The organism is Alcanivorax sp. DSM 26293 (genome assembly GCF_900107995.1).
Taxonomy (GTDB): domain Bacteria; phylum Pseudomonadota; class Gammaproteobacteria; order Pseudomonadales; family Alcanivoracaceae; genus Alcanivorax.
Map to the genome: position 1 here is coordinate 197,695 of NZ_FNUM01000001.1, position 24,999 is coordinate 222,693.

21 protein-coding genes are annotated in these 24,999 nt (G+C 49.7%); 1 reads left to right on the plus strand and 20 read right to left on the minus strand.

Going from position 1 to position 24,999, the window contains the following annotated elements; all coding sequences use genetic code 11:
* Positions 1-90: 90 nt before the first annotated feature.
* Together C4S63_RS00840 and C4S63_RS00845 are read right to left on the minus strand one after the other, a co-directional pair.
* Positions 91-1,863 (minus strand): SLC13 family permease, encoded by a 1,773-nt coding sequence (locus tag C4S63_RS00840; RefSeq protein ID WP_103916408.1) that lies wholly within the window; start codon positions 1,861-1,863, stop codon positions 91-93.
* Between the two features lie 294 nt (positions 1,864-2,157).
* Positions 2,158-4,116, minus strand: coding sequence for a nucleoside-diphosphate sugar epimerase/dehydratase (locus tag C4S63_RS00845; protein WP_234999897.1), 1,959 nt, complete (start codon positions 4,114-4,116; stop codon positions 2,158-2,160).
* Positions 4,117-4,560: 444 nt separating this feature from the next.
* Here C4S63_RS00845 and C4S63_RS00850 point away from each other — a divergent pair, with 444 nt between their 5' ends.
* Positions 4,561-4,767 carry a hypothetical protein gene (locus C4S63_RS00850; RefSeq protein ID WP_103916409.1) on the plus strand — a complete coding sequence of 69 codons (207 nt, stop codon included), beginning with the start codon at positions 4,561-4,563 and terminating at the stop codon, positions 4,765-4,767.
* A 78-nt stretch (positions 4,768-4,845) separates the two neighbouring features.
* Here the strand turns inward: C4S63_RS00850 and C4S63_RS00855 are convergent, their stop codons facing one another.
* The 18 genes from C4S63_RS00855 to C4S63_RS00940 all read right to left on the minus strand — a co-directional run bounded on the left by C4S63_RS00855 (position 4,846) and on the right by C4S63_RS00940 (position 24,992).
* Entirely contained in the window at positions 4,846-6,117 is a 1,272-nt protein-coding gene (locus tag C4S63_RS00855; RefSeq protein ID WP_103916410.1) for an O-antigen ligase, read from the minus strand.
* 79 nt (positions 6,118-6,196) lie between these two features.
* Complete coding sequence (locus C4S63_RS00860; RefSeq protein ID WP_160052659.1) at positions 6,197-7,504, minus strand: MATE family efflux transporter; 1,308 nt, start codon at positions 7,502-7,504, stop codon at positions 6,197-6,199.
* 183 nt (positions 7,505-7,687) lie between these two features.
* Positions 7,688-8,860 carry a DegT/DnrJ/EryC1/StrS aminotransferase family protein gene (locus tag C4S63_RS00865; protein WP_103916412.1) on the minus strand — a complete coding sequence of 391 codons (1,173 nt, stop codon included), beginning with the start codon at positions 8,858-8,860 and terminating at the stop codon, positions 7,688-7,690.
* Positions 8,861-8,863: 3 nt separating this feature from the next.
* Positions 8,864-9,496 carry an acetyltransferase gene (locus C4S63_RS00870; protein ID WP_103916413.1) on the minus strand — a complete coding sequence of 211 codons (633 nt, stop codon included), beginning with the start codon at positions 9,494-9,496 and terminating at the stop codon, positions 8,864-8,866.
* Entirely contained in the window at positions 9,493-10,122 is a 630-nt protein-coding gene (locus C4S63_RS00875) for a sugar transferase (protein WP_103916414.1), read from the minus strand. The genes C4S63_RS00870 and C4S63_RS00875 overlap by 4 nt, the downstream gene beginning before the upstream one ends.
* Entirely contained in the window at positions 10,119-11,246 is a 1,128-nt protein-coding gene (locus tag C4S63_RS00880) for a glycosyltransferase family 4 protein (protein ID WP_103916415.1), read from the minus strand. Before C4S63_RS00880 ends, C4S63_RS00875 begins: the two co-directional genes overlap by 4 nt.
* A complete protein-coding gene (locus tag C4S63_RS00885) occupies positions 11,246-12,592 on the minus strand; it encodes a phenylacetate--CoA ligase family protein (RefSeq protein WP_103916416.1) in 1,347 nt (448 codons plus the stop codon). Before C4S63_RS00885 ends, C4S63_RS00880 begins: the two co-directional genes overlap by 1 nt.
* 2 nt (positions 12,593-12,594) lie before the next feature.
* Positions 12,595-13,743 carry a hypothetical protein gene (locus tag C4S63_RS17250; protein WP_146063338.1) on the minus strand — a complete coding sequence of 383 codons (1,149 nt, stop codon included), beginning with the start codon at positions 13,741-13,743 and terminating at the stop codon, positions 12,595-12,597.
* Complete coding sequence (locus C4S63_RS00895) at positions 13,740-14,804, minus strand: glycosyltransferase family 4 protein (protein WP_103916418.1); 1,065 nt, start codon at positions 14,802-14,804, stop codon at positions 13,740-13,742. The genes C4S63_RS17250 and C4S63_RS00895 overlap by 4 nt, the downstream gene beginning before the upstream one ends.
* Before the next feature lie 15 nt (positions 14,805-14,819).
* On the minus strand, positions 14,820-15,455 hold the full coding sequence (locus C4S63_RS00900; protein ID WP_103916419.1) for a sulfotransferase family 2 domain-containing protein: 636 nt from the start codon (positions 15,453-15,455) through the stop codon (positions 14,820-14,822).
* 8 nt (positions 15,456-15,463) lie between these two features.
* Positions 15,464-16,381, minus strand: a complete 918-nt coding sequence (locus C4S63_RS00905; protein WP_103916420.1) for a glycosyltransferase family A protein — start codon at positions 16,379-16,381, stop codon at positions 15,464-15,466.
* 9 nt (positions 16,382-16,390) lie between these two features.
* Positions 16,391-17,290, minus strand: coding sequence for a sulfotransferase domain-containing protein (locus C4S63_RS00910; protein ID WP_103916421.1), 900 nt, complete (start codon positions 17,288-17,290; stop codon positions 16,391-16,393).
* 54 nt (positions 17,291-17,344) lie between these two features.
* Positions 17,345-18,670 (minus strand): flippase, encoded by a 1,326-nt coding sequence (locus tag C4S63_RS00915; protein ID WP_103916422.1) that lies wholly within the window; start codon positions 18,668-18,670, stop codon positions 17,345-17,347.
* A 69-nt stretch (positions 18,671-18,739) separates the two neighbouring features.
* On the minus strand, positions 18,740-19,765 hold the full coding sequence (locus tag C4S63_RS00920) for an NAD-dependent epimerase/dehydratase family protein (protein ID WP_103916423.1): 1,026 nt from the start codon (positions 19,763-19,765) through the stop codon (positions 18,740-18,742).
* Positions 19,766-19,851: 86 nt separating this feature from the next.
* Positions 19,852-21,126 carry a Vi polysaccharide biosynthesis UDP-N-acetylglucosamine C-6 dehydrogenase TviB gene (gene tviB, locus C4S63_RS00925; protein ID WP_103916424.1) on the minus strand — a complete coding sequence of 425 codons (1,275 nt, stop codon included), beginning with the start codon at positions 21,124-21,126 and terminating at the stop codon, positions 19,852-19,854.
* Positions 21,127-21,193: 67 nt separating this feature from the next.
* On the minus strand, positions 21,194-23,404 hold the full coding sequence (locus tag C4S63_RS00930; protein WP_103916425.1) for a polysaccharide biosynthesis tyrosine autokinase: 2,211 nt from the start codon (positions 23,402-23,404) through the stop codon (positions 21,194-21,196).
* A gap of 17 nt (positions 23,405-23,421) precedes the next feature.
* The gene (locus tag C4S63_RS00935) at positions 23,422-23,850 is read right to left on the minus strand and encodes a protein tyrosine phosphatase (RefSeq protein WP_103916426.1); all 429 of its coding nucleotides are present in this window, start codon (positions 23,848-23,850) and stop codon (positions 23,422-23,424) included.
* A gap of 2 nt (positions 23,851-23,852) precedes the next feature.
* Positions 23,853-24,992 carry a polysaccharide export protein gene (locus tag C4S63_RS00940; RefSeq protein WP_103916427.1) on the minus strand — a complete coding sequence of 380 codons (1,140 nt, stop codon included), beginning with the start codon at positions 24,990-24,992 and terminating at the stop codon, positions 23,853-23,855.
* Positions 24,993-24,999 lie beyond the last annotated feature (7 nt).

Consider the following 24,999-nt stretch of genomic DNA (forward strand, 5'->3'; position numbering starts at 1 on the left):
TTGTAGCTTGTAGCTTGTAGCTTGTAGCTTGTAGCTTGTAGCTTGTAGCTTGTAGCTTGTAGCTTGTAGCTTGTAGCTTGTAGCTAGCCGCTAGAACCCCCAGACAAGGGGAATCACCGTCAACGTAATCACCGCCACCACCACACTCATCGGAAACCCGATTTTCAGGTAATCGCGGAAGGTATAGCCCCCCGGGCCCATTACCATCAGATTGGTCTGGTAGCCCAGTGGGGTCATGAAGCTTGCTGAGGCGGCGAACATGACGGCGACGATGAAGGGCATGGGGCTGACGCCCAGTTGTTCCGCTACACCCAGAGCGATGGGGAATACCAGCACGGCGGCGGCGTTGTTGGTGATCATCTCGGTGAACATGGCGGTCAGCAGGTAGACAATTACCAGTGCCAGCCAGGGGGACAGCCCGCTGTCCGGGATCACCTGATCCACGATCCAGGCGGCAGCGCCGCTGCTTTCCATGGCTCGGCCCAGCGCAAAGGAGGCGCCGATCACTACCAATACCGGCAGATTCACACTCACATTCATGCGCGAGCGGTTTACCGTGACACAGCGCGTTACCAGCAGCAGGCCCGCGGCCAACAGGGCTGCTTCCAGGGTCGATGCCAGCCCCAGCACATTGGCCATCACCATGGCCACCAGCACCCCGACGGCAACCGGTGCGCGGCGGAAATCCGGCGGCGTGGAATCTTTCAGCGGGCTGACCAGCATGAAATCCCGGCGGTAGCGATACTGCTCCACAAACTGCTCGCTGGTTTCCAGCAACAGGGTGTCACCCACCTTCAACACCAGCTCGCCTACCTTGCCGGGCAAGCGCTGGCCACTGCGGCTGATACTGAGAATGGCGGCCTGGTACCGGGTACGAAAGCCCGTTTCCTTTACCGTCTTACCGATACCCGGGAACTCCGGGCTCAACACCACTTCCACCAAATGCCGCTGGTGATTGTTCAATGCCAGCTTGTGCGCACCGCCATGGGCCGCCTGCAGACCATTGATTCGCTGCAATTCCCGGGCACATTCCGGCACCCCGACAAAGGCCAGCAGATCTCCTTCCTGCAGGGTCATCTCCGGCCCCACCGCCGGGAACAGGCGCTCGCCTCGCTGGATCTCGGTGAGATACCCATAGGTCAGGTTACGCAACCCGGCATCCTGAATGGAACGCCCCGCCAGCGGGCTGCCCTTGCCTACCAGCATTTCCACATGGTATTCGCGGGCGTGCTCCCACTGCTCCACCATGCCCTCACGCTCAGGCAGCAGAAAACGGCCAGCCAGCAACAGAAACGCAGCCCCCCCCAGCAACACCGGAATGCCCACCCAGGCCACATCAAAGATTCCGAAGGCCTCCATGCCTCTTTCCTGCACCAGACCATCCACCACCAGGTTGGTACTGGTGCCGATCAGGGTACAGGTACCACCGAGAATGGCCGCATAACTCAGCGGCAACAGCAGCTTCGACGCAGATAGACGCAGGCGCTGGGCCCACTCCTGCACCGCCGGAATCATCATCGCTACCACAGTGGTGTTATTCAGAAAGGCACTCAGCAGAGAGGCCGGCGCCACCAGCCGCAACTGGCTGGCAAACACGGATTTCGGCTGGCCGAGTAGACGGTGCGCCACCCAGTAAATGGCCCCGGTATCCCGCAAGGCCGCCGCCACCACATAAAGGGCGGCAATGGTCATCAGCCCCGGGTTGGCAAAGCCGGACAGCGCCTCACCGGGAGACACTACCCCGGTGACCAACACCATCACCAGCGCGGCCATCATGGTGATATCCGCCGGCACCCGATTGCTGACCAGCGCGCCCAGCACCGAAGCCACAATCAACAGGGTTATCAGGATATCCATATTCACGGGGCGAATTCCCTCAAAAGGCCAATGGGGCCACAGGTTGCGCAGAAAAGGGGCATTTTACAGGGAAAAGGACATATAAAAAGGGGCAAGCTAGTTCAAAATCTTATAAGGAAAGAGCGGAGGAATTGGGAAGGCGGGGCCAGAGTCGCCGGTGTGAGTGACCAAGCCTGGTTGCCGCGACCTTCGTGATGCAAGCATCACTTCCCACAAAAATCAGAAGCCCTGCGACCGATTTGGATTTTCTGTGGGAAGCGATGCTTGCATCGCGAAGGCTCCAGGATTCGATAAAGCCGACTAGTCCGCCAAAGCCCGGTTATCCGACACCAACCTGGGCAACTCCCGGGTCCGCATGCTTTCCAGCGGGCGGCTACCATTGGTGCCCGGCTCATACCCTGCCACATAGCTGCGCAGCAAGGCCTTCAGCGCCACTTTGTCACCCTTCTCCAGGGCCTTGCGGAACGATTCCAGGGCAAACTGGATTTCATCCCAGCTCAGCCGCTCTTCGGTGGCCTGCATGATCATTTCATGCTCGGTGCCCACGCTGCACTCACCGATCAGCAGCTCTTCATAAAGCTTTTCGCCCGGGCGCAGGCCGGTAAAGGCAAGCTCGATATCCCCGTTGGGTGTCTCGTCGTCTTTCACGGACAGGCCCATCAGGTGAACCATGGTGCGTGCCAGATCCACGATTCGAACCGGCTCGCCCATATCCAGCACGAACACCTCGCCGCCTTTGGCCATGGCACCGGCCTGAATCACCAATTGGGACGCTTCAGGAATGGTCATGAAATAACGGATCACATCCGGGTGTGTCACCGTCAATGGCCCACCGCGCTGAATCTGATCCCGAAACAGTGGCACCACCGAGCCGGAAGAGCCCAGCACATTGCCAAAGCGCACCATGGAAAAAACCGTATCGGAGCCCCGGTCCGCCATGGCCTGCAGCACCATCTCGGCAAAACGCTTGGTAGCGCCCATCACATTGGTGGGGCGCACCGCCTTGTCGGTGGACACCAGAATAAAGTGCTTCACGCCTGCGGACTCAGCCCCCTGAGCCGCTTCCAGCGTACCCAGAATATTATTGCGCACCCCGGCGGATGGGTTGGCTTCCACAATCGGCACATGCTTATAGGCGGCGGCATGGTAAACCGTATCCACCCGGTACTCCCGGCACACCCGCTCGATGTGCCCCCGGTTCACCACCGAGCCCAGCATGGCAAACAGCTCCACCTGAAGCCCCTTCGAGTCGATAAATGCCGCCATCTCTTTTTCAATGGCGTACAGGCTCAGCTCGCTCTGTTCAAACAGAATCAGACAAGAGGGCTTCAACTTCAGAATCTGGCGACACAACTCGCTGCCGATAGAACCGCCGGCACCGGTAACCAACACATGCTTGCCGCTGATACAGCGATGCAGCAACTCCTGTTTGGGCGGCACCGAATCCCGGCCCAGCAAGTCCTCAATGGACACATCCTTGATTTCTTCGATGCGCGCCTTGCCGCTGGCAATATCGGAAAAAGCAGGCACCGTCTGCACTTTCACATTCAGGGTTTCCAGCCAGCGCACAATAGCCATTCGCCGGGAGCGGCTCAGCGACGGCACAGCCAACAATACCGAGGTCACCTTTCCGCGCCGGCAGGCTTTCTCCAGCGCCTTGCGATCCACCACCGGCACGCCGGCCAGCAAGGTGCCCTGCTTGTTATAGGCATCATCCACCACCATGGCAGCAAACATCTCGGCACTGGACTGCAGGCCAGCCACCAGCTGGGCACCGGCACCACCGGCACCAAACACGGCCACCGGCTGACGATTCAACGCCCCACCCAGCACATGCACCAGGAAGCGCCGCATCACAAAGCGGCTACCACCCAGGTACAACATGCTGAGCATGCCCCAGATCAGGAACACCGAACGGGGTACAGCAGCATCCGGAATCATATAAGACGCCGCAGCCAGCACCACCACCGAGGACAGCACCCCCGTCAGCATGGACCAGGCCACTTCCGCGCCCAGGTAGCGAACAATCGACTTGTAGAACCCCGCCAGGTAGAGAGCCGGAACCAGCACCAGCGGTGCAGCCAGGAAAATCCACAGGTCATGAATCGGCGGAGCAAAGGAGTTGAAGCGCAGGGAAAAGGCCAGCCAGACCAGCAGGGGGGCCGCCGCCACGTCGGCAGCCAGCATCACCGCACGCTTGGAACGGCGGGTAAGCGAAATCAGTCGGAAAACCGAAGGGTACAACAATCTAGAAGTCATCGGGTCCATCCATGTGACCAAGCTGGCAAGCGTCAGCACATAATTCTAAGCGATCGAATGTGACAGAACGCACACTCCAGAATCGGGCCAGCATTATAAGCGTTTTTTGGCATTATCCAATGATCATTCGCAGCATGAATACAATTCATGAGAAAGATTCATCACCACTATAACCATCCCGGTCCGGCCAAGTCTGCGAAGACATCAGCAACAGCCCGGGATTTTGCGATTGATTACAATGCAACCATTCGGGCACCGGCCGCCATGTAAGCCAAAACCCACAGAATTCCTCACCGTCCACCGACATCCAGCACACGCCAAACCCACTACCCTAAACAAAAACATCAGGCCCCTCCCTGTAGGAGCGGAACTTGGGCCGCGAAAGCACCACGCTTTCCAAATGGCCAACACACCAACACCCACCACATTCATCAAGGCCCCACCATGCCCCTGTACCGCGCCAGCTTCCGCCACACCTTCAGCAACGGGGACACCGTAGAGCTCACCTCCAAACCCTACCCCGCCAACAGCTGGGACCATGCCCGCCAACTGGCAGACGCCTTTGGCTACGAAGAGGTCCGCATCGCCGTGGCGGATTACCCCCAACATGGAGTACGCAAGGAATACCCCCTGCTAACCGTCGTGGAATGATCCCCTCCACCCCCAAAACTGTAGGAGCTTGCTTGCAAGCGAACCCGACAACCTTCCACAAAAAACCGCCACCGTGATTCACCCCCCATCCGGTACAGAACGACAGCGCCCCTTAACCAGACACCAGCAGCCCACGATCAGGCCCAGATACCCGGATAACCCTCGCACATCCCGCAACATGGACTGACTCAGCCCAAACCCGACAAACCCCACCACAATCAACACACCACACAACGCCAAGGCCCTGGCTTGCTCATCGCCCCCCCTGCGCCAATGTCGCCAGAACAACCACAACGGCACCCCATACAAGGCCATCAGCGACAACAGCCCCGGCACACCCCGCCGGGCAAAGGTATCCACCAGATCACTATGCAGCTGGTCATAACGGCTAATGCCTGGATGAAAGCGCCCTTCCTTTACCCACAGATCGCGCTGCGCCTCCAGCCGCCCTTCCCCCCAACCCAGCCCAGGCTTTTCCTGGATCAACTGCCACCCTGCACGCCACATTTCCAAACGCACACCCAGAGATGACCCGGCATCGCCACCGGCATATTCCTGCAAATTCGCCACCCCCTGGCTAAGCCGCCCTTTAACCGGCGCGCCAGGCATCAGCGACATTGCCAACAGCACCGCCACAAGAACAGCCACCAGCCCCACCATGCTTCCCCGAAACCTCCCCCACCGGGGGCGGGTTGCGTGCAGCGCCAACAGCAGTATCAGCACCAACACCGGGAAGACCACCCAGCCACCCCGCGTACCGGAAAGCACCGAAGCCAGCAGCCCGCCCACTACCGCCAAGGCAAGCGCCAGACGTAGCCCGCTTCGAGCAGAAGAAAGGGACACCAACCCCGCCAACGACAACGAACCGAACAACAAGGCAAGATTCCCGAAGGGGATCGCATTTATCCCGTTACCCACACGCCAGCGCCCCAGCCACCAATGCTCGTACGCCGCAAGGCCAGCCACCAGAAAAGCCCCGCAGACCACGCCCCACCACCAGAAACCAGCCCGTGGAGGCGCCTTCCGCCAGGCCACCAACACCAACGCAGCCAGCACAGGCCACAACGGTAACCACACCCCCTGGTTGCCCTCGCCCACCGGCCATACACCAGTGCGCCACACATCCCCTAGCCACACCGCTGCAAACACAAGCAACGCCAACAGAAAGGCACCATCCTCCCGATCCAGCCGCCACCGGCTATCGCGGTTAACTATCCAGAAAAACACACAAAGCAAAGCCAGCCCCAAAGCCACCAACGGCAAGATGGCATAGGCGCCGTGAAACACCAGCAACAGGGAAAGAAACGAAAAAAGAAGGAGACTTGCCGAGAACCGGCACCACCGAATCACACCATCACCTCGACTGGAGGAAGCCGATCTTCCAAATCAAAGCACCGCACATGCTGCACTTGATTTAGCGCCACTCGATTCAACGATTCTCTGGACCACGAACACCCAGCAAGGCTAACCAGTTTGGGCCTGGCAAAGTCCAAATTCCAAGCTTCAGCCATACAAAACACATAGCCGCCAGGTTTTGAGCAACCAACACAAAAGCCAGCGCCAACGCGGCACCCAAAGCCCCAAGCCAAGGAGTAAGCATGAAGAACCCAAGCAAGCCCACGCTGCTACAAAAAAGAGCAATATTGCGCATGTAGCGCTCATTCCCGGTCATAGTAAGGAGAAAGCCGACAGAACCGGTTGCCACGTTAACCAACTGAGCCAGAGCAATAATTTGCAACAAGAGTGCTGCTGGCTCAAACCCCTCTCCTAACAGACTTAAAACCCATTCCGGCAATAGCAGGCATATCAACAAAAACGGTGCGGCCAACACAATCCCTAATAGCGCCCCGTTACGTGCCAACCTTCCAAGACTATCCATTTTCCCTTGGTGATATAGCGCAGCAAAACGAGGCGGGAAAATAGCGTTAATAACCATCAACACAAACCCAACTGAAATAGCGATCTGTTGAGCTGACTTGAACAAGCCAAGCTCTTCACTACCAAGAAACTTGCCTGCGATCATGACACTTAACGCCGACTGCATAAATGCAGCCAGCCCCATAATAAAAAAAGCCTGCGATGCAACTCGAAACTCCCCCTTTTGGGAAACATCAAGCTGCGTGACGCCTGATACAGCTCGATGCTCTCTCAGCCATAAGCCCGCCTGAAGAGCACCCTGTAGCGCCACGATGACAGCCGCTACAGAATAGGCCCATCCCAAGTAGACGAGCTTTTGCCCTTGATCCGGGAATACATATCCAACAGAAACAAGCAAAAACCCAGTTACGAGTGGAATCGACCCATTCTCAAGTAATGCGCCGGTTGCAGGCTTGTTAATCCCCTTGAAGAAACCAGCCAGCAAGAACGCCAACGTATAAAACGGGATCGCGAAACCAATACCAAGGAGAACTTCTGCCAAACTTGGCATGGCAAAAAAGTGCATCACTGGGTCACGCAGCAAAACCAACAGCAAAGACAATGGGACACTAATACAGAGGCTATGTGCAACCGCCCAGTAGAGGTAACCACTCACCCTTGACGAACCAGCATCTCGGCCAACAAAACGCATGAGCGCATTATCCATGCCGCGCCTAGCGATAATGCCCGCGCTCAGCAAAATGCTTTGGGCCAGGGCAAATACACCAACACCCTCTGGGCCATATAACCGTCCAATCACAATAACCAGAGCTAACGCTCCCAGCGCAGCAACCGCCTTGGCTAAGAAAGTACGAATCAACGCCCTACCTGTATCGCTACGCAAACGATACAGCACGGGAGACAATAAGCGGCGGATAAAAAGTCCTCACAAATAAAATGGGTGACTGGAATCGTCAAAGGCCCCACGAGTTGAAATTAATCACAAGGGCATCAAAGGTATAGGTAGCGATCTCTTCTCAGACCTGCACAGGAAGGGACACTATTAAGTCGCCATCGCCATTACCCCCTTCAGTACATCACAGGTTTTGGCAATCTCATTCTGATCCAATGTCGGATGAACCAAAAACATCAACGAAGACTCACCTAGCGCCTTCGCAACAGGCAACCGCTCTTTCGGCCCAAGCCCAAGATCCGTAAACGCCTTTTCCAGATACACCTCAGAGCAGGATCCGGAAAAACAAGGCACTCCATCAGCTACAATAGCATTCATGATGCGGTCCCGATCCCAGCCTTCAGCCAGCCTAGCCTCATCAACAAACACATAACATTTGTACCCAGCATGGCCAATCTCAGCCGGCACAACGGGCACACGAAACCCCGGCAGTGCCGCCGCAGTCTCCCAAATCGCCTTGCAATTTTCCTGGCGAGCAACAGTCCATTCCGGCATACGTTGTAACTGAATACGCCCAATAGCCGACTGCATTTCCGTCAGGCGCCAGTTAGTCCCCACGGACTCATGCAACCAGCGAAACCCGGGCGGGTGATCGCGCTCATACACGGCGTCCCAGCTTTTGCCATGATCCTTGAAGCTCCACATGCGAGACCAGAGATCACGGTCATTACAGGTGACCATACCCCCTTCTCCACCGGTGGACATGATCTTGTCCTGACAGAACGACCAGCACCCCACATGTCCCAAGCCACCCACTGGCTTGCCTTTATAGGTAGCACCGTGCGCCTGGGCACAATCCTCGATCACAAACAGCCCATGCTCATTAGCCAGCGCCATCATACCGTCCATATCGCAGGGCCAACCCGCCAGGTGCACGCACAAGACCGCCCGGGTCTTCGGTGTGAGCACGGCGGCCACCGTCTCCGGGCTAATGTTCTGGGTATCCGGGTCCACATCAGCAAACACCGGGGTCGCACCGGCGTTAATCACCGATGTCGCAGAGGCAAGAAACGTCCTGGGTGTGACTACCACCTCATCTCCTTCACCAATATCCAGCCCTTTCAAGGCCAAGTCCAGAGCCAGGGTGCCATTCGCCACCGCAATGGCATACTCAGTACCAGCAAAAGCCGCGAACTCTCGCTCGAATTCACGGCCTTCCTGACCAGTCCAGTAATTCACCTTGTTGGAAAGCAATACACGGGAGACCGCGTCGGCCTCTTCCTGGGTAAAGGAAGGCCAGCAAGAGAAAGGTCCGTTTAGCATAGATCAGATAAACTCGGGAAGTTGTTTAAGTGGTTTTGCAGGAGAACCAACATAGATAGTATTTGCCTCAGTCTCTTTTGTGAGGATTCCGCCCATACCCAACATTGAGCCTTCAGCCATCTTAATTCCTTGGCGAATCGCCGCACCGGTTCCGACTTCGACACCCTGATCCAGAATCACATTCCCAGACAAGGCAACCATCGGGGCGACCGTCACATAATCGCGAATCACATCATCATGGCCAATAGTAACGTTTAGGTTGAGAATTACGTGATTGCCAATAGTAATATCAACTGTGACGATACAGCCCGCACAAATCATTGTTCCTTTGCCAACATTCACGTTCTCGCCCATTCTTACTGAGGGGTGGACAAGTGTCGCAAAAGCATCTAACCCCCGGGCCATCAGCTTTTCAACGACCTGCTTCCTGACTCTGGGATTACCAATTGCAACGACAAACTCTGAATCAGAGTAATCGGCCCAAGAGTCCAGGCCACCTAGAATCGTATAAGGGCCTTGTTTCCCTAGTTTCGCATTATCATCAAGAAACCCTAAGACTTCTCGCTCACACTCTTTCGCCAACCAAGCAACTTCACGACCAAAACCACCGAACCCAACAATGACGATAGATTTCATGCATCCTCCCTGATGACTTCTTTTGTATCCTGATATCCGCTAGGGCCTTCAAACCGAGGCATGGTTGCCTCTTCACCATGGCTGATGCCATCACGGCGGATAACCTTCCATACCGTAAGAAACAGAATTTTTATATCTAACCAAATTGTCCGGTTTTCTACATACCAGACATCAAGTTCGAACTTCTCATCCCAACTCAACGCATTGCGGCCATTGATTTGCGCCCAGCCAGTAACACCCGGTCGCACCTCATGGCGACGGGCTTGGCGATTGGAATAGAGGGGCAGATATTCCATTAACAAGGGGCGTGGGCCAACCAGACTCATATCACCCATCAATACATTCCACAGCTCTGGCAGCTCATCCAGACTGCTGGACCGCAGAAACTGGCCAAATCCGGTCAGACGAGCTGCGTCGGGCAGCAGATCACCATTGGCATCGCGATCATCCGTCATGGTGCGGAATTTGGCCATCTGAAACGCCTTCCCGGCCCTACCCGGGCGGATCTGCCGAAACAGCACAGGGCGGCCAAGCTTGAACCTGACAAGAAACGCCAACAGAACAATGACCGGCGCCAGCAGCAGCAAACCCGCCATCGCCCCAAGGATATCCATCAAACGCTTCATTTAAGCCTCATTTCCCTGAGCATCACCGCATTCACCATGTGTACATCATACTTCTCTTCGGCAATCTGTCGCGAGCGAGCCCCCATGGCGGCCACTAGATCCGGGCTATCGATAAACTTCACCATCGACGCGGCCAGCGTTGCCGCATCCTGAACAGGCACAAGAAAGCCATTGCACCCATCCACAACCGTCTCACGACAGCCAGGTGCATCGGTAGTAATCACTGCTCGCCCCATGGCCATGGCTTCCAGCACAGTGCGCGGCGTTCCTTCACGGTAAGATGGCAATACATAGACGCTGCTATCTCTGATCGCTGGGCGCACATCAGAAAGCTTACCCAGGAACTCAATCGTACCCGCCCCTATCCAGCCATCCAGCTCAGCTTGGGAAATCGCATCCGGGTTATCATCGATCCAGCCAACCATCCGGAAAGTTACTTCTGGAAAACGTCGCTTGACCAGGGCCGCCGCCTGAGCATATTCACGCACTCCCTTGTCACCGAGCAAACGCGCAATCAGCAAAAAAGAGGGCTTCTCAGGCAGCGGTGTGGTTGTATATTCAGCCACATCTACACCCGAACCATTGACTACACAAGAAGGGATGGCGGGGTCCAACAATGAGAGTTCCCGGAATAGCGCTTCATCGTCGGGGTTCTGGAAGAACACAAGTTGATTACGTGAAAGCGAAAACCGATACAGCTGCTGAATCAACCTACGCAGCACATTGCGCAAGCCTGTTGCCTCCCCGGTAAAGGCATAGCCTAGTCCGGTAATCAGGGCAAAGCGGTTCGTTACCCCCGCAATCCAGGCGGCCAGCGAACCATAGATCACAGGCTTAATGGTATAACCAAGCACATAGTCCGCACGAAGCTGTCGCATCAGCTTTCGAAGAGCAAACAAAACAGACAGATCCTTTGCCGGATTCATGCCTGTCCGCTGGAGAGCAATATCATGGACCTGAACATCACGCGCTTTGAGCCAAATAGCAACATCTGAGTAGGGGTCAAGGCCTGGAACGGCCACATGTACTTTACAACCCACAGCAAGTAATGACTCGATCAGAGGACCACGAAACTTGATCAACGAATCCGGAAAACTGGCAATCAGAAGGAAAGTACGGTTCATCAGGTGCTCAGCCTATTCTTAACGATTCGAAACTTGCCACTCTTTTCCCGGGGGATATCATTAACCACTTTAAGGTTAATCGACATCGTAGGGCCTACTCGCTCACGAAGAGCATCGATAAACTTTGCCCGTTCGGAGTCAGTAAACAAGTCTGAAGCCATTACATGAACATCAATCTCATCCTGAAAATCCTGGATGACCTGGAAGGCAATGATGCCGGACACACTTTTAGTGGAATTACTAAGATTACCAAGATTGACACGCCCATTTTCTGGTGAGAGGACGTAGTCACTGGTTCGGCCATCAATGCGTTCCACAAGCGGAAAAGTAGAACCACATTCGCAACACTCCTCTGGGGGTGCCAATTTAATACGATCGCCCACTCTGTAGCGGATCAGAGGAGTTCCGTGAGTGGTGAAAGAGGTAACCAGCAATTCCCCCTCAAGAGCGGGTTTAAAATTTTCGTCGACAACTTCAAAAACACCACTCAATGGATGAATATGAAGCCGCCCAGAGGTACATTCTAAAATGAACGGCGCCCCCTCTGATGATGCATACTGATCAACAAGTTGGCAGCCCAAAACACGACCAATAACTTCACGATGTTGCGGAAGAACCACTTCCGCCGTAGGAAAAAAAACCCTGACCCGGTTATGGAGTTTTAGACCTTTCCTGTCTGCAATTTCACAAATATCAAAAACACTGGAGGGGAAGCCAACAATAAATTCGGGCGAAAACCTTTCAAGTGCATTCCAGTATGAGTTAAAATTTCTCTCGTTAATGTGAAAAGTCGAAAAAAAACGAATCTTGTTAATCAGATCATCACGATAACAACGACCTTTTTTGACATCTCTATCTGTTGCAAGGTTTTTGCCACTGAACCATGCAACTTTTTTTCCAAGCTCATAGCCGTGACCAGCTCTGAAAGTATCCAATAATGCGAAACGCTCCTGAGTATCCTCAACGGTATATAGCACCTTCATAGAAGCGCCAGTAGTGCCACCAGTGAGGCTAACGACAGCATCTTTTTCATCAATCGTTTTTATTCTTTTCAAATTCTTGACCAAATCACTTTTTTCCAGCAAAGGAAAAAAGGAAAGAGACGATGAACCCACAGAGGAAAACCACATTGATTGGGAACAAGAAAATTGAAGAAAATCTGCCAATCGTACTTCTGACTCAGCCTTCCACAAGCGTTTATCAGAAGACCAGTCGCGAGAATAATACTTCCTATAAAAAGAGTACCTTCCTTTTCTTCGAATTCTATACTGATTTACATTTACAGCAGTAATTAGAAAATCCTGGAACCAAAAGGGGAGTTTTCTATAAAGAGACCAAAGATCCATGTTCATTTCAACCGACCCAACTGTCGCTGATTGATATAACTAAGACAAAGGTAAATAAGAAATGGTGAGAACATCCATTTCTGTCGCAAGGCGATTCCCAGGTTAGTGGTAGTTAACGCGAGAACAGCCCAGGCACCAAAAAGATAAAACACGATAAAAATTATATTTCCATATTCCGGGTTAAGTTTTCGCCAAAAACCGAGACAGATTCCATAGATGAACAAAAACATCAATATCAAGTTGTCAAAAGAGGCAGCCAAACCAAAAACTGACGTTGCCTCAAATATCATTGGTCGAAATGCATAACTTAATAGCTTAACGGGAAATGACATCGAAGAGATGTCTACTGAGCTCTCACCTTTAGTGATCGACTGCCTCTTATCGATAAAATCCATTACAGAGTCGATATTAGCGCCACCCTTAACACCTGCATAATCAAGGGCAAAAGGCACAAGAAAAACGGCCCCCAAGGTAAAAACCGCTCCGAGAAAAACTTTTCTCAGGGTTCCTGCACGAGAATCGAAAAACAAAGCAACTGAAAGTGACATCACAAGAAGGCCCGCCATATGAGGTCGGACAACCAACATCAGAAGAATGGCAAGGTACATAAGCGACATTCGTCGAGAGAAGTCCAGAGCTGACCACAAGGCCAGGTTAACGGCCAAAAATGATATGGCATCTTTTCCGAGAGCAGAAGACCAAAAACTAACAGAAGGAAGAAGAAGCACAGAAAAAATCAAATAGTTAACCCATTTTTTTGAACCTATAGACGCACAACGAAGGCTTGAATAAAAAAACAAATAACCAACAGCCCCTAGAAAATTAAAAAATAAAAAAACCCCCAAATACGACAGCGAAAAAACAGACGTCAGAAAAGAGACAACAATAACGATAGCATGACTGCCAAACCATATCCTATCAATACCTAGCAAACCCTGATTGTAATAAGCAAAGGCATCAGAGCCATGCATTCCTGCATACCAGAAATACACTAAACACCAAAAGGAGTGATACAAATAAAGAAAAACAGAAAAGCGAAAACCAATGCCGATTTTTCTACCAATTAAAACACAGAAAAAAAGGCCCAAAAGGAAAACAATAGCAATTGACACAACATGCCAAACAGTACTATACGCTACTGGCTCGGTCACAGAATATTCCTATAAAGCGCCAAGTGGTCGGCAACACATCTATCAATACTGTAGTGGCGGGAGCTGTTGAGCGCATTGCGAGAAAATTCCCCACGCAAACCGGGGTTTTCAATAAGCTTTCTGATGTTTTCAGCATAAGCTTTTGTGTCACCAGGCTTTACAGTATAGCCATTTTTACACTTTTCAATAACCTCAGCACATCCACCAACATCCGTAACAATACTCGGCAACCCGGTTAACGCGGCTTCTAATAGTGAAATTGGTAAGCCCTCGCTGTTTGAAGAGAGTAAAAATACATCAGACTGAGAAAGGAGCGAGGCTGGATTGCTGACGTTACCCAAAAAAGATACCTTTCCATTTAATCCGAACCCTTCTACCAAATCGGCAAGATACACCCGATCAGGCCCCTCTCCAGCAATATTAAGGTGAAAATCGTAATCCCGTAAAAAGTTAAATGCCTCAATAATCATGGCTACATTCTTTTCTGGCGATAGGCGGCCCAGAAATAAAAAAATCACGGTTCGTTTAGGAACCGACTTGATAGTGCAGACCCTATCCCGGGAAACACCATTGTCAATTTGCACAAGCTTCCCGCCAACAGATTCTCTAAATGCAGAAACACAAGCCTCGCAGATTGCAATAAATTTTTTCACTCTAAACAAAAACAAGGGTAGCAGCCAGCGGGGCAAGCCCAAACGAATACTATGCTTCGTAAAAACGACAGGAACCCCAGGAATGAATAGCAAAAGTAAGAGTGCAGGATAAAGATGAGCATGAACCACATCCGGGGAAAAATTGCTAATTATCCTGTTAAGCCTTGAAACCCCGAAAAATGGGTTTTTTCTTGCTTTTATGCCAACAAAGCTATACTCCACCCCACACTTTGAAATCGTAGACAGAAAATCTTTTTCGTAATTTTCATCTCTGCCTGTTTCTTTTGCTGACTGATAAAAAACAATGTGGAGTTTATGACCGGCCTTCGCCATCTTGGTAGACATATCACGCACAAAGACTTCGGCGCCGCCTGCGCTAGGACTGCTAATGACGTGCATAATTTTCATAGAATGGAAACACCATTATTCAAAACAATAACCAAATTTATTTACGTCATTCCTATACAGGGTCGATATTGCATCAATCATTTCATTTGAAGTGAACGCGGATCTGTAGTCAGTTCCCGCCAATCGGGTTGAGTTTGATTTGCCCACTGAAATATTACGGCCAAGCCGTGCTGAGACAATCTGCATATCTTTATTCAGAGACTCAACCTTACCTACAAAATCGACCATTATCTCGCCATTAGCATCACAAGCAAAATGGGACTGAGGCTGAAAGATAAAATCTGTTTTCAATAAATCCTGGGCAGGGAGCCAGTCGTTAACAAAGCGCTCAAACGAATCAAAACCCGGGATCTGGTACTGCCCGGGGTTTAGCACACCCATTGAGTCTGTCTGTCCTTGTCTGGCGAACCGGTAAGCCGACAAGGCTCGATCCCATGGATTTCTGACGAGAGTAAATGTAAAAGCACGTTCAAAAAGTCGAGGAAAAGTTTTTTCTATCTCCAGCGCGGAATAGTGGCCAAGCGTCCGGCCATATAATGCATGATTAACACTGGTGCCGGCTGCCTTTGGCACATGAATGAAGATACAACCAGCATCAGCCCAAAACTTTTTCCGGCGATACAGGTTTAATCTCCATTTAAATTTTGACATGATTCTATTCACAGGAACGCCGCCAACAGTATTCTATACATCTTTAATGGAAGGTATTTCATCCCAATTATCTCAGGATTGCGCAAAGCCTCATCAAGAAGGAGTTTCTGAAAAGAAAACTCCTCGAATTTTAAAAAACATTTTTTCCAGCAAGAAAGAGCATTTAGCGCCCTTCTATTCGACACTTCTTCACTCGAGAAATATTTTCCAGCCTCTGCTTTGTCAAGAAAATTCGAAACGTTCTGATAAGCTGACTTATAGTTACCACCTCTAGTCAGCGATCCGCTTCGCAGGTTTCTGACATAGCCGATAAAATTATCACCCGCTACATTATATCCAGCGTGAATCAGCCTCAAGACAAGATCAAAATCTTCATTTTGCTTTAAGGTAATATCAAAGCCACCTATTTCAACTAGCAAATTTCGCCTAAACAAATACATCGGTGCGCCACCAGGAAAACCGTTAACTTTGCCGATATCATCTGGTACGACTTGTGCTTTGCAATCTTTAAAATTCGATCTAAAGCCCCCTGGCTCTGAGACATAACCGCCATAACAACCAAAATACTCTTGGGTTTTCTTCTTCAGCTTTCGGTATTTATATAACAGATTATCTTCAAGCCAGAAATCATCAACGTCAAGAAATGCTACAAACTCGCCAGATGCCTTCGCGAGACCATAGTTCCTGGCTTCAGAAGCCCCCCCATTTTCTTTCTTATATGAAGAAACAGCGAATGGGTAAGATTTTCCAGAAACAAACTCTGAAGCGAAATCATCTTCAGAGCCATCATCTACAACAATCACTTCTGTCGGAATAAGCTTTTGCCTTCCAATGGAATCAAGTGCTTTAGGCAAATAACATGCATCGTTATACGTGGTAATTATTACTGACACACCATCAAGGCTAGAAGAATGTTTTTTTGACATAAAAAACCATTACCTTTCAGTAACTTTTTTTCCAGTTATTTTTGACAGCAGCGCCATATCCTCTTGAAAAAAAACAGTCAGCGCTTGTTTCTCTTGATCGCTCAATGCATTAATCTTGCCTTTCTCGAAGGAAACATTACCTTTTTTCAAAAACCGCAAAAAACCAAGTGACGGAAGCCAACTAAAATATTTGTACCTTAGGGCTAAAAGTTTCTTATAAAGATTATCCAGGAGATAGTATTTTGGCTTTCTTGCTTCATTTTTAACATCTAAATTAACTGGAAATCTAGGCGCTTCTAAATTCAGAAAAGAAAATATTTCTTCAAGCGTAGCTCGAGGTGACTCTCTCATTTCATCAAGAGTAACAAAAAAAACTCGTTCGCTATCAGCCACCATCGACATCAATCTTTGTGTGTATTTCCCCAAACTGCATATATCTCTGTAAATAAGATGTTTAGGTTCGTGCGAGCTTGGCGGTATGTCTTTACCCTGCGCTCGATTATCTTGAAGGGACCAGGCCTCACGAAAATTTTTCACTGTCTCCGATCCTCCCATAAAAAGCTCTTGGTGCAGCGAAGGAGCCATTTCCACAGGATTTCTTAAGCAAACTATATACCTTGCTTTTTTTAATCTATTTTCTTCTTCAATATTACGTATCGCTGCTTCTGAATAAAGGTACCACACTGAAGCATCTAGCCTGTAATTTGCACTCTCAGACTCTAGCGATGAATACAGCTTGAGATAGTCACTTCTAACAGTAATGACGCGATGATTACTATCTGTATTATAAAAATGCGGTTCTTTTATAGCAGGCATAAATATTTCTTCATGCTGACTTAGCCAGTATGCGAGAGTTGTAGTTCCGCATTTTGGTGCACCAACTATAAAAAGGTTTGATTCATTAAACATTACGCATCCAAACAATCAGATTCATGAAACAACAATAAAAACTGAAAACCATATCTATCTGACTAAAAAACCATTCAGAATAGACAGCACACTACCATCTATCCCTGTTTTTACTTTAGCCGTTATCCAGAATCCGATATTCCATATACAAATTGACACTAACGAAGCGAATGCAGCGCCTGTCATGCCGCTCGAGGGAATTAAAATAAAATTAAGAATAACATTAGCCGATGCAGCAGCAATCAACCAGTAAACGCTATATCTTTCATGGCCAGACATATTAAGCAACATGCCAACCGGGCCAAAAAAAGCATTTACCAATTGGGCCACAACAAGAATAGTTAAAGGTATATACCCTTCTGAGTATTCGCTACCAAAAACATGGTACAAAACCACATCACCCCAGAACACCAAAACAAACACAGCAGGAACTGTAATAACGACTGTCAGAGCGCTCCCTAAAGTCACTATTTTTTGCAGCTTAACTAAATCTGACTTCGCATAATACTCAGCCAGCCGCGGGCCAATGACAGTATTTACTAATTGAATACCAAATAGAGTTAGTGCTGCACCAGACACTACCACCTTGTATATCCCAACTTCTTTTTCTTCTCTAAGTATCCCGAGCATAATGATATCAGTTTGAGCGCTAACTATCTGGAGCGCTCCTATCAGCCCGAGCGGCAGTAAAGACTTTAACCAGTGTCTCGACTGGGAATAATCAATTTGAGCAGAGCTTAATTCTTTTGGCTTAAACAGATAAAACAACGTAAACCCTACGAAAAATGCAATCATTGCAGCTAGCACATGAAGCATCATCGCCGATGATGGGCTTATGGAAACGGCGAAAATTAACGGCAATCCGCCTACTAATATCGAAAGCAACAGAGGCCGTATAACAGAATCTGCTAACTGCCCTTTTATAATTTGTCTAAGGCCTCTTAAAGCTGCATCCCGACACTGGCCTATTGCCATGATTGGCACGAGGATTAGCCCGCCAATTAAGGTATAAAAATACTCGTCCCCCATCTGGTCTCGCCACAGGAGTCCAACCGCAAGCCCCCCTATAGCAAGAATGAAGGATATGGCTAAAATCATGCGAGCCGCCCAGTACCAAACCCCCTTCATTATTGGCCATTGCTCAAGAGCTCGAGCCTTTGCGGTCTCCCTTACAATTAGTGTCGGCATGCCTACTTGTGCAGGTATTGCCAAAATAGTAACGATTGAAAAAATATAAGCGTAAATGCCATAGTCATCTGCGCCAAGAGTTCTTGCCAAAACCACCGAGCCAGCAAACCCAGCTGCCAAGCTGACAAGCCTTAATAGAAAGCTTCCTATAAAAGATTGCCTTAACCCGACATTAATCACGATTCCTTTCATAATGGCTTTGTCACTTTCACAGAAAAACTATTTGCGCAACAATGCAGGAAAGAAAAAAGGCAGATCATGTCATAAAATATTTTTGACATACCAAGTCATGGCCTCAGAAATACCTTCATATATTTCAAAATTCGGATTATAACCAAGCAGAGTATTGGCCTTGGTAATGTCCGCTTGCGAGTGCCGAACATCACCCGCACGAAAATCGCGATAGCGCGGTTTTTTGCTGTAAGTCACTTGGTTCGAGGCTAACGCGGACTGTAATGCATCGAAAAGCATGTTAAGGGTTGTCCTGTCACCTACTGCAACGTTATAGACCTGGTTTCTGGCTTCACCTTCTGTTGTTGCTGCCAGCAGGTTCATCTGCACTACATTCTCGATATAGCAGAAGTCTCGACTGGTCTCACCATCACCATTGATATGAACGTCTTCTCCTTTGATCATGGCAGCTGTCCATTTGGGAATCACTGCCGCATAGGCTCCGTCGGGATCCTGGCGCTTGCCGAATACATTGAAATACCGCAGGCCAATAGTCTGGAAATCATAGGCACGGGCAAAAACGTCCGCGTACAGCTCGTTGACATACTTGGTAACTGCATACGGTGAAAGTGGTTTACCAATTACATCCTCTACCTTTGGCAAGCCCGGGTGATCGCCATAGGTCGAGCTGGATGCGGCATAGGTAAAGCTGCTTACGGCCTCATCTTTTGCAGCGACAAGCATGTTAAGAAAGCCATCAATATTTGCCTGGTTGGTGGTGATGGGGTCTTCGAGGGAGCGAGGAACGGAGCCGAGTGCAGCCTGGTGCAATACATAATCCACTCCTTTGACAGCTTGCCTGCAGTCTTCCATGTTTCGGATGTCACCATTAATAAAGGTGAACCCCAGCCAGTTATCTGATGAAACGGAGGATTGGACCTCATCCAGATTATGCTGGTGACCGGTTGCAAAGTTATCCAGGCCAATCACCCTTTGCCCCAGATTGAGGAGGGTTTCAAGCAAGTTAGAACCGATAAAGCCGGCCACGCCGGTGACTAGCCAGGTTTTCGGGTTGGCTTCCAGATCGGCTTTTACCGTTTCGTAACGCGTGGTCATGGTGATTCCGCTCTCGTATTGTCTGGTTTTCGCTTTGCAAGGTTGTTGATCACAGCCTCTGCCATGGGGCCCTGGAATTTATAAGATTACAGGCGCAGATCTACCGTGCTTTTAGGGAGGGTGTATTTCAGGTCGTAAAGTATATGTTCCGCTTTGCCAAAGCCGCGAATGTCTTCCGCCCCCATAGCTTTGAATTGATGATGCGCAACTGCCAGGATTATGCCGTCGTAGGTTGCCTGTTCCGGCTGGGCAACAGGAGTGATGCCATATTCATGCTGGGCTTCTTTGGCATCGATCCATGGATCATAAACATCCACAGTTATGTTGTAGTCTTGCAGTTCCTTGATGACGTCAACAACTCGAGTATTTCTCAGGTCCGGGCAATTTTCCTTAAAGGTAAGCCCCATAACGAGTACGCGCGCGCCATTGACCTGGATAGAACGCTTCAACATGGCTTTGATAAGCTCACTGGCAACAAAGCGTCCCATGCCATCGTTGATTCGGCGGCCCGCAAGAATCACTTCAGGGTTATAACCAATGGCCTGAGCTTTGTGGGTAAGGTAGTAAGGGTCTACACCAATGCAATGCCCGCCCACTAGCCCAGGTCTGAAGGGCAAAAAATTCCACTTGGTACCTGCAGCCTGCAGCACTTCCTCGGTATCGATGCCCATTTTCCTGAAGATCATTGACAGTTCGTTGACCAAAGCAATATTCAAGTCGCGCTGTGTGTTTTCAATCACTTTTGCTGCTTCGGCGACCTTGATACTCGACGCTTTGTGGGTGCCCGCTACAATAATGGAGCCGTATAGCTGATCTACTAGCTCAGCGATTTCAGGTGTTGAGCCTGCTGTTACCTTGGTAATGGTTGTTACCCTGTGCTCTTTATCACCCGGGTTGATTCGTTCTGGGCTGTAGCCGGCAAAAAAATCTTTATTGAAAACAAGACCTGATGAAGCTTCCAGGACTGGCACACAATCCTCTTCCGTCGCACCTGGGTAAACGGTGGACTCATAAATGACCACGTCGCCTTTCTTGAGTGTCTTCCCAATGGTTTCTGATGCTTTGATCAGTGGAGTGAGATCCGGGCGTTTGTGCTCATCGATAGGTGTCGGCACCGTTACGATATATACATTACATCCTTCCAGATCACCTGGATCTGAGCTGAAAGCCAGGTTTTGAGCCTGCGCCAACTCCTGATCACTGACTTCCAGGGTAATGTCGTGCCCTCTCTTCAGGCCTTTAATTCGTTCTTTGCTGATATCAAAACCAACAACACGTCGCTGCTTACCGAATTCAACAGCAAGGGGAAGCCCCACATAACCCAAGCCAATGACTGCGATACTGATATCTTTCAGGTCCATTTTTTCAACCGGTCCATTTCTGTTGCAGTGAAATACTCTCTTCGAGTGCTATATCAATCCTTGAGGATTAGTTCTCGCTACTGTATGCATAGGTATAATAGCCATATTCGTTAGTGGCACGACGCTCCATACAGTTAAGGATTGCACCTTTGATTTCCACGTTGTTCTGAGAGAAACGTGTCAAGGCTGCATCAATCTCTTTGACTGAATTCACTGCAAACCTTGTGACCAGAAGGCTGCTGCCTGCCGTCTGCCCCACGATGGCCGCATCGGTGACTGCAAGTATCGGCGGCGTATCAATAAGCACCAGGTCATATTCTTCACTCAGGGCATTCATGAGTATCTGGAAACGCTCATGCATCAGAAGCTCAGAGGGATTCGGTGGAGCCTTGCCTCTTGAAATAAAGTCGAGGTTTTCGGTACCTGACTCCTGAACGATATCGGATTTGTCACTCTGCCCTGACAAGTAGGAAGAGAGGCCAGGCTCATTATTCTTGCTAAAATAACGATGAAGATGCCCTTTGCGCATATCTCCATCTACAACAACAATACGTTGACCTGTCTGGGCTAAAACAGCACCCAGATTTGCTGACAGGAAGGATTTCCCCACTCCCGGGCTAGGGCCGGTTACCATGAGGATGTTGTTGGCCGCATCCATCATTGCGAAATGAAGACTGGTACGCAGGCTCCGTAGTGATTCAATGGCAAGATCATTGGGATCAACGTTTGCCAACAAGGATATAGACTGGCTGTGAGATGATTTTTTCCGGCTTTTCTTCAGTGCAGCAAGCCGATCAACCTTCAGTTGCTGACTGGAAAGAGGAACAGTGGCATAAACAGATATACCCTGCTCTTCCAGCTTTTCTGGCGACTCAATGCCCTTGTTGAATGCCGCCCTGACAAGCACGAAGGCCACTGCCCCCATGAAACCCAGTACGACCGCAATCATTGCAATGATTGCTTTCTGTGGCTTTATTGGTGCGGGCTGCACCAGTGCCTCATCAATAATCCTGACGCTGCCTACTGTTCCGGCTTTGAGAATCCGTAATTCTTGCACTTTATTGAGTAGGCCCACGTAAATCTGCTGGGTGACTTCCACATCCCGCATAAGCCTGAGAATATCCTGTTGCGTTTCAGGCAGCTGTTTAATCTGATCATTGAGCTCTTTCTTTTCCTGCATTAACGAGTTTCGCTGTTGCAGAAGGGTCTGATAGGCAGGATGCTCCTGGGTAAACCGGGTAGCGACTTCACTTTCACGGATCTTCAGCTCGTTAATCTTTGCTTCAATACCAACTACACGTTCAAGAACAGACTGTGTTTCCAGCGTCAAATCAACTGACTCGCTCTTGAGGCGGTAAGCATTTAATTTCTCTTCTGCAGCGGTGAGCTTTTCCTTAATTTCAGGCAGTTGTTCATCCAGAAATTGCAGGCTGTTTTCAGCCTCAGCAGAACGACGCTCAATATTTTGTAGCAAATAGGTCTGGCTTATGGCATCCAACGCTGCCTTTATTCGCTTTTTATCAGGCCCGGTCATTTCCATTGCCAGCATGCCTGTCTTGCCCAGCTCACTAATTGTCAATCGAGACCTGAGCTGACTAATCGCTTTGCTGTCGGGCAGTTTTACCAAGTTCAGTTGCTCATTACCGTGCTGCCAGTCCGTAAGCACCAGGCGGATTTCCCCATCCTCACTGACAATGGTTTTGTCTTTTACCGCGGCGCCGACCTTATCTTCACCCAAATAGAGTACTGGAGAGCCCGCTTCTTCACGCAGGGTGAAGGTTCGACCTAATAGCTGCTCAGGGATATTGAAACTTTTTATATTAACGAACGTTTCACTGTCTCTGTAGCCGGCAAAAAGTGGCTTTGGCACGAAGGCAGGAGCAGGGGCAGGACTTGAAATATCACCCAAAACCGGCATCCTGTGGGGCGTAACCACGATATTCATTTTAAGCTGATCAATAACATCCTTCAGGACCATTCTGGACCGAAGTATTTCCACTTCAGCAGCAGCAGATGCCTCCTGATCAAAAATCTGGTTTAGCTCTGAAAGCCCAGGCACTCCACTGCTTTTCTTTTCTATTTGCAGTAACGCATCACCTTTATATATTGGCGTTGCGGAAACGCCGTATAGCACACCCAGAAAAAGCGTCAGAATTGACGTTCCAATAATCAGCCAGCGATTGTCTTTCAGCAGTCCAAATAAATAACCAAAATCAATATCGTCTGGACTTTCCAGGGAACGCTTATTCGGCTTATTGTGTGTTAAAGATTCGCTCATTGAATTATTCGACTCACTCACAATTTAGCTGCCCAAGCCAGCGTTGCTTGCTGCATCATGGGATAGATACGCTCGAACGCTTCTCTGCCTCGCTTGAATGGATCGGGAATATCATGCCCCCCATTCCAGTGGGTCAAAAGAAAGGTTTTCCCACTTGCTTCAGGAAAAGAGAGGCTTAGACGCTCTTTTTGTCTTGTCTCCATAACCAGAATCAGGTCATTCGCGCGGCATAATTCGCTAGTCAATTTACGTGCCACATGCTCACCACAATCCAGCCCGTTGACCAAGGCTACTTCTCTTGCGGTTGGCTCCATGTCATGCCCTTTCAGGCCGACCAGGCCTGCCGATTCAATGCTCTTCCCCGGCTTCTGTAGTTTCAACATGGCCGCTACTGTTGGGCTGCGGCAAATGTTGCCATCACAAACAACTAATATCCGGTTGAACATTGTTACTCCCTCAATGCCTCTTCAGTTTTACTACCCAGGAAAAGTGCGCTAACTGAAGGCAGAATAAGGCTTAATACACGATTCCATTTTGCCAATGGCGCGGCAGTGACATAAACGATATCTCTTTGCTGAAGATGGAAGCTATCTGCCAATACCAAAGCTGCCGCATCCTTGGCATTGAGCTGGTACACGTCAATGCCATGCTCCTCTCCCGGGGAAGCTTTCCTGAATACAAACACACCGGAAGCATCAGATTGGCGTTGGTCGAACCCTCCATTCTCAGCAAGCGCTTCAGCAAGAGTCAGACCATTGCGTTTCATTTCGAGGCTGGACGGCTTTCCTACCTCACCAAGCACAAATACTTTTGCGTCAGTGACAGGAGAAACATTTACTACATCACCTGGCCGCAGAAGAACGTTATGCGCTTTATTACCACGCTGATAAACTTCACGAAGTGAAAGTTCATAGTCTTTCCCTTCGCGGGTGAGGATCACCCTGCTCCAGTCAGCAGTTTTCAATATTCCACCAGCCTCCCCAATAGCATCCACAAGCCGCATCGGAACGTTAGTGATTGGATACACCCCTGGCTCATCGACTTCGCCAGTGACATAAATGCGTTTGTTTCTAAAGGCAGCAACACTGACATCGACCTGGGGGGCTTCAATATATTTCCCCAGGCGCTCGGTAATAAGATCTCTTATCTGAGTTACTTGCAGTCCATCAACGTGAACAATACCTACATATGGGTAAAAAATAGTCCCATCACTATGAATCAGATTGCCTGATTCCGATGAGCTTCGCTGTGACCCGGCAGGTATTGTTAATTCCGGGTGATCCCAGACCGTAATTTGAAGTACATCGCCCGGACCTACTGTGTAATCATATTTCTTTGCATCTATTACAAGCCCCTCTGCCACTTCTTTGGGTGCCTTAAAGCCCGAATTTTGATCAAGAATTGCCGTATTTATTGAATGAACCTTGATTACATCCGGCAATGGTTTTGCATTTACATCTTCGTCCTGATCAATAAACCAGCCGGGTGTCGCGGTGTGATATGAACCGGGCACAACAGTACAACCCGCAATCGCGAGCAGAAAAATAGCGAGGAGGGTTTTGGAGAGATTTAAAATAGACAAATGCATATGCTCT

Bases quoted from the DNA above. Each gene is read 5' to 3' on its own strand.
- C4S63_RS00845 (WP_234999897.1), bottom strand. From the start codon at position 4,116: ATGACTTCTAGATTGTTGTACCCTTCGGTTTTCCGACTGATTTCGCTT.
- C4S63_RS00850 (WP_103916409.1), top strand. From the start codon at position 4,561: ATGCCCCTGTACCGCGCCAGCTTCCGCCACACCTTCAGCAACGGGGAC.
- C4S63_RS00865 (WP_103916412.1), bottom strand. From the start codon at position 8,860: ATGCTAAACGGACCTTTCTCTTGCTGGCCTTCCTTTACCCAGGAAGAG.
- C4S63_RS00870 (WP_103916413.1), bottom strand. From the start codon at position 9,496: ATGAAATCTATCGTCATTGTTGGGTTCGGTGGTTTTGGTCGTGAAGTT.
- C4S63_RS00875 (WP_103916414.1), bottom strand. From the start codon at position 10,122: ATGAAGCGTTTGATGGATATCCTTGGGGCGATGGCGGGTTTGCTGCTG.
- C4S63_RS00880 (WP_103916415.1), bottom strand. From the start codon at position 11,246: ATGAACCGTACTTTCCTTCTGATTGCCAGTTTTCCGGATTCGTTGATC.
- C4S63_RS00885 (WP_103916416.1), bottom strand. From the start codon at position 12,592: ATGGATCTTTGGTCTCTTTATAGAAAACTCCCCTTTTGGTTCCAGGAT.
- C4S63_RS00895 (WP_103916418.1), bottom strand. From the start codon at position 14,804: ATGAAAATTATGCACGTCATTAGCAGTCCTAGCGCAGGCGGCGCCGAA.
- C4S63_RS00900 (WP_103916419.1), bottom strand. From the start codon at position 15,455: ATGTCAAAATTTAAATGGAGATTAAACCTGTATCGCCGGAAAAAGTTT.
- C4S63_RS00905 (WP_103916420.1), bottom strand. From the start codon at position 16,381: ATGTCAAAAAAACATTCTTCTAGCCTTGATGGTGTGTCAGTAATAATT.
- C4S63_RS00910 (WP_103916421.1), bottom strand. From the start codon at position 17,290: ATGTTTAATGAATCAAACCTTTTTATAGTTGGTGCACCAAAATGCGGA.
- C4S63_RS00915 (WP_103916422.1), bottom strand. From the start codon at position 18,670: ATGAAAGGAATCGTGATTAATGTCGGGTTAAGGCAATCTTTTATAGGA.
- C4S63_RS00920 (WP_103916423.1), bottom strand. From the start codon at position 19,765: ATGACCACGCGTTACGAAACGGTAAAAGCCGATCTGGAAGCCAACCCG.
- tviB (WP_103916424.1), bottom strand. From the start codon at position 21,126: ATGGACCTGAAAGATATCAGTATCGCAGTCATTGGCTTGGGTTATGTG.
- C4S63_RS00930 (WP_103916425.1), bottom strand. From the start codon at position 23,404: ATGAGCGAATCTTTAACACACAATAAGCCGAATAAGCGTTCCCTGGAA.
- C4S63_RS00935 (WP_103916426.1), bottom strand. From the start codon at position 23,850: ATGTTCAACCGGATATTAGTTGTTTGTGATGGCAACATTTGCCGCAGC.
- C4S63_RS00940 (WP_103916427.1), bottom strand. From the start codon at position 24,992: ATGCATTTGTCTATTTTAAATCTCTCCAAAACCCTCCTCGCTATTTTT.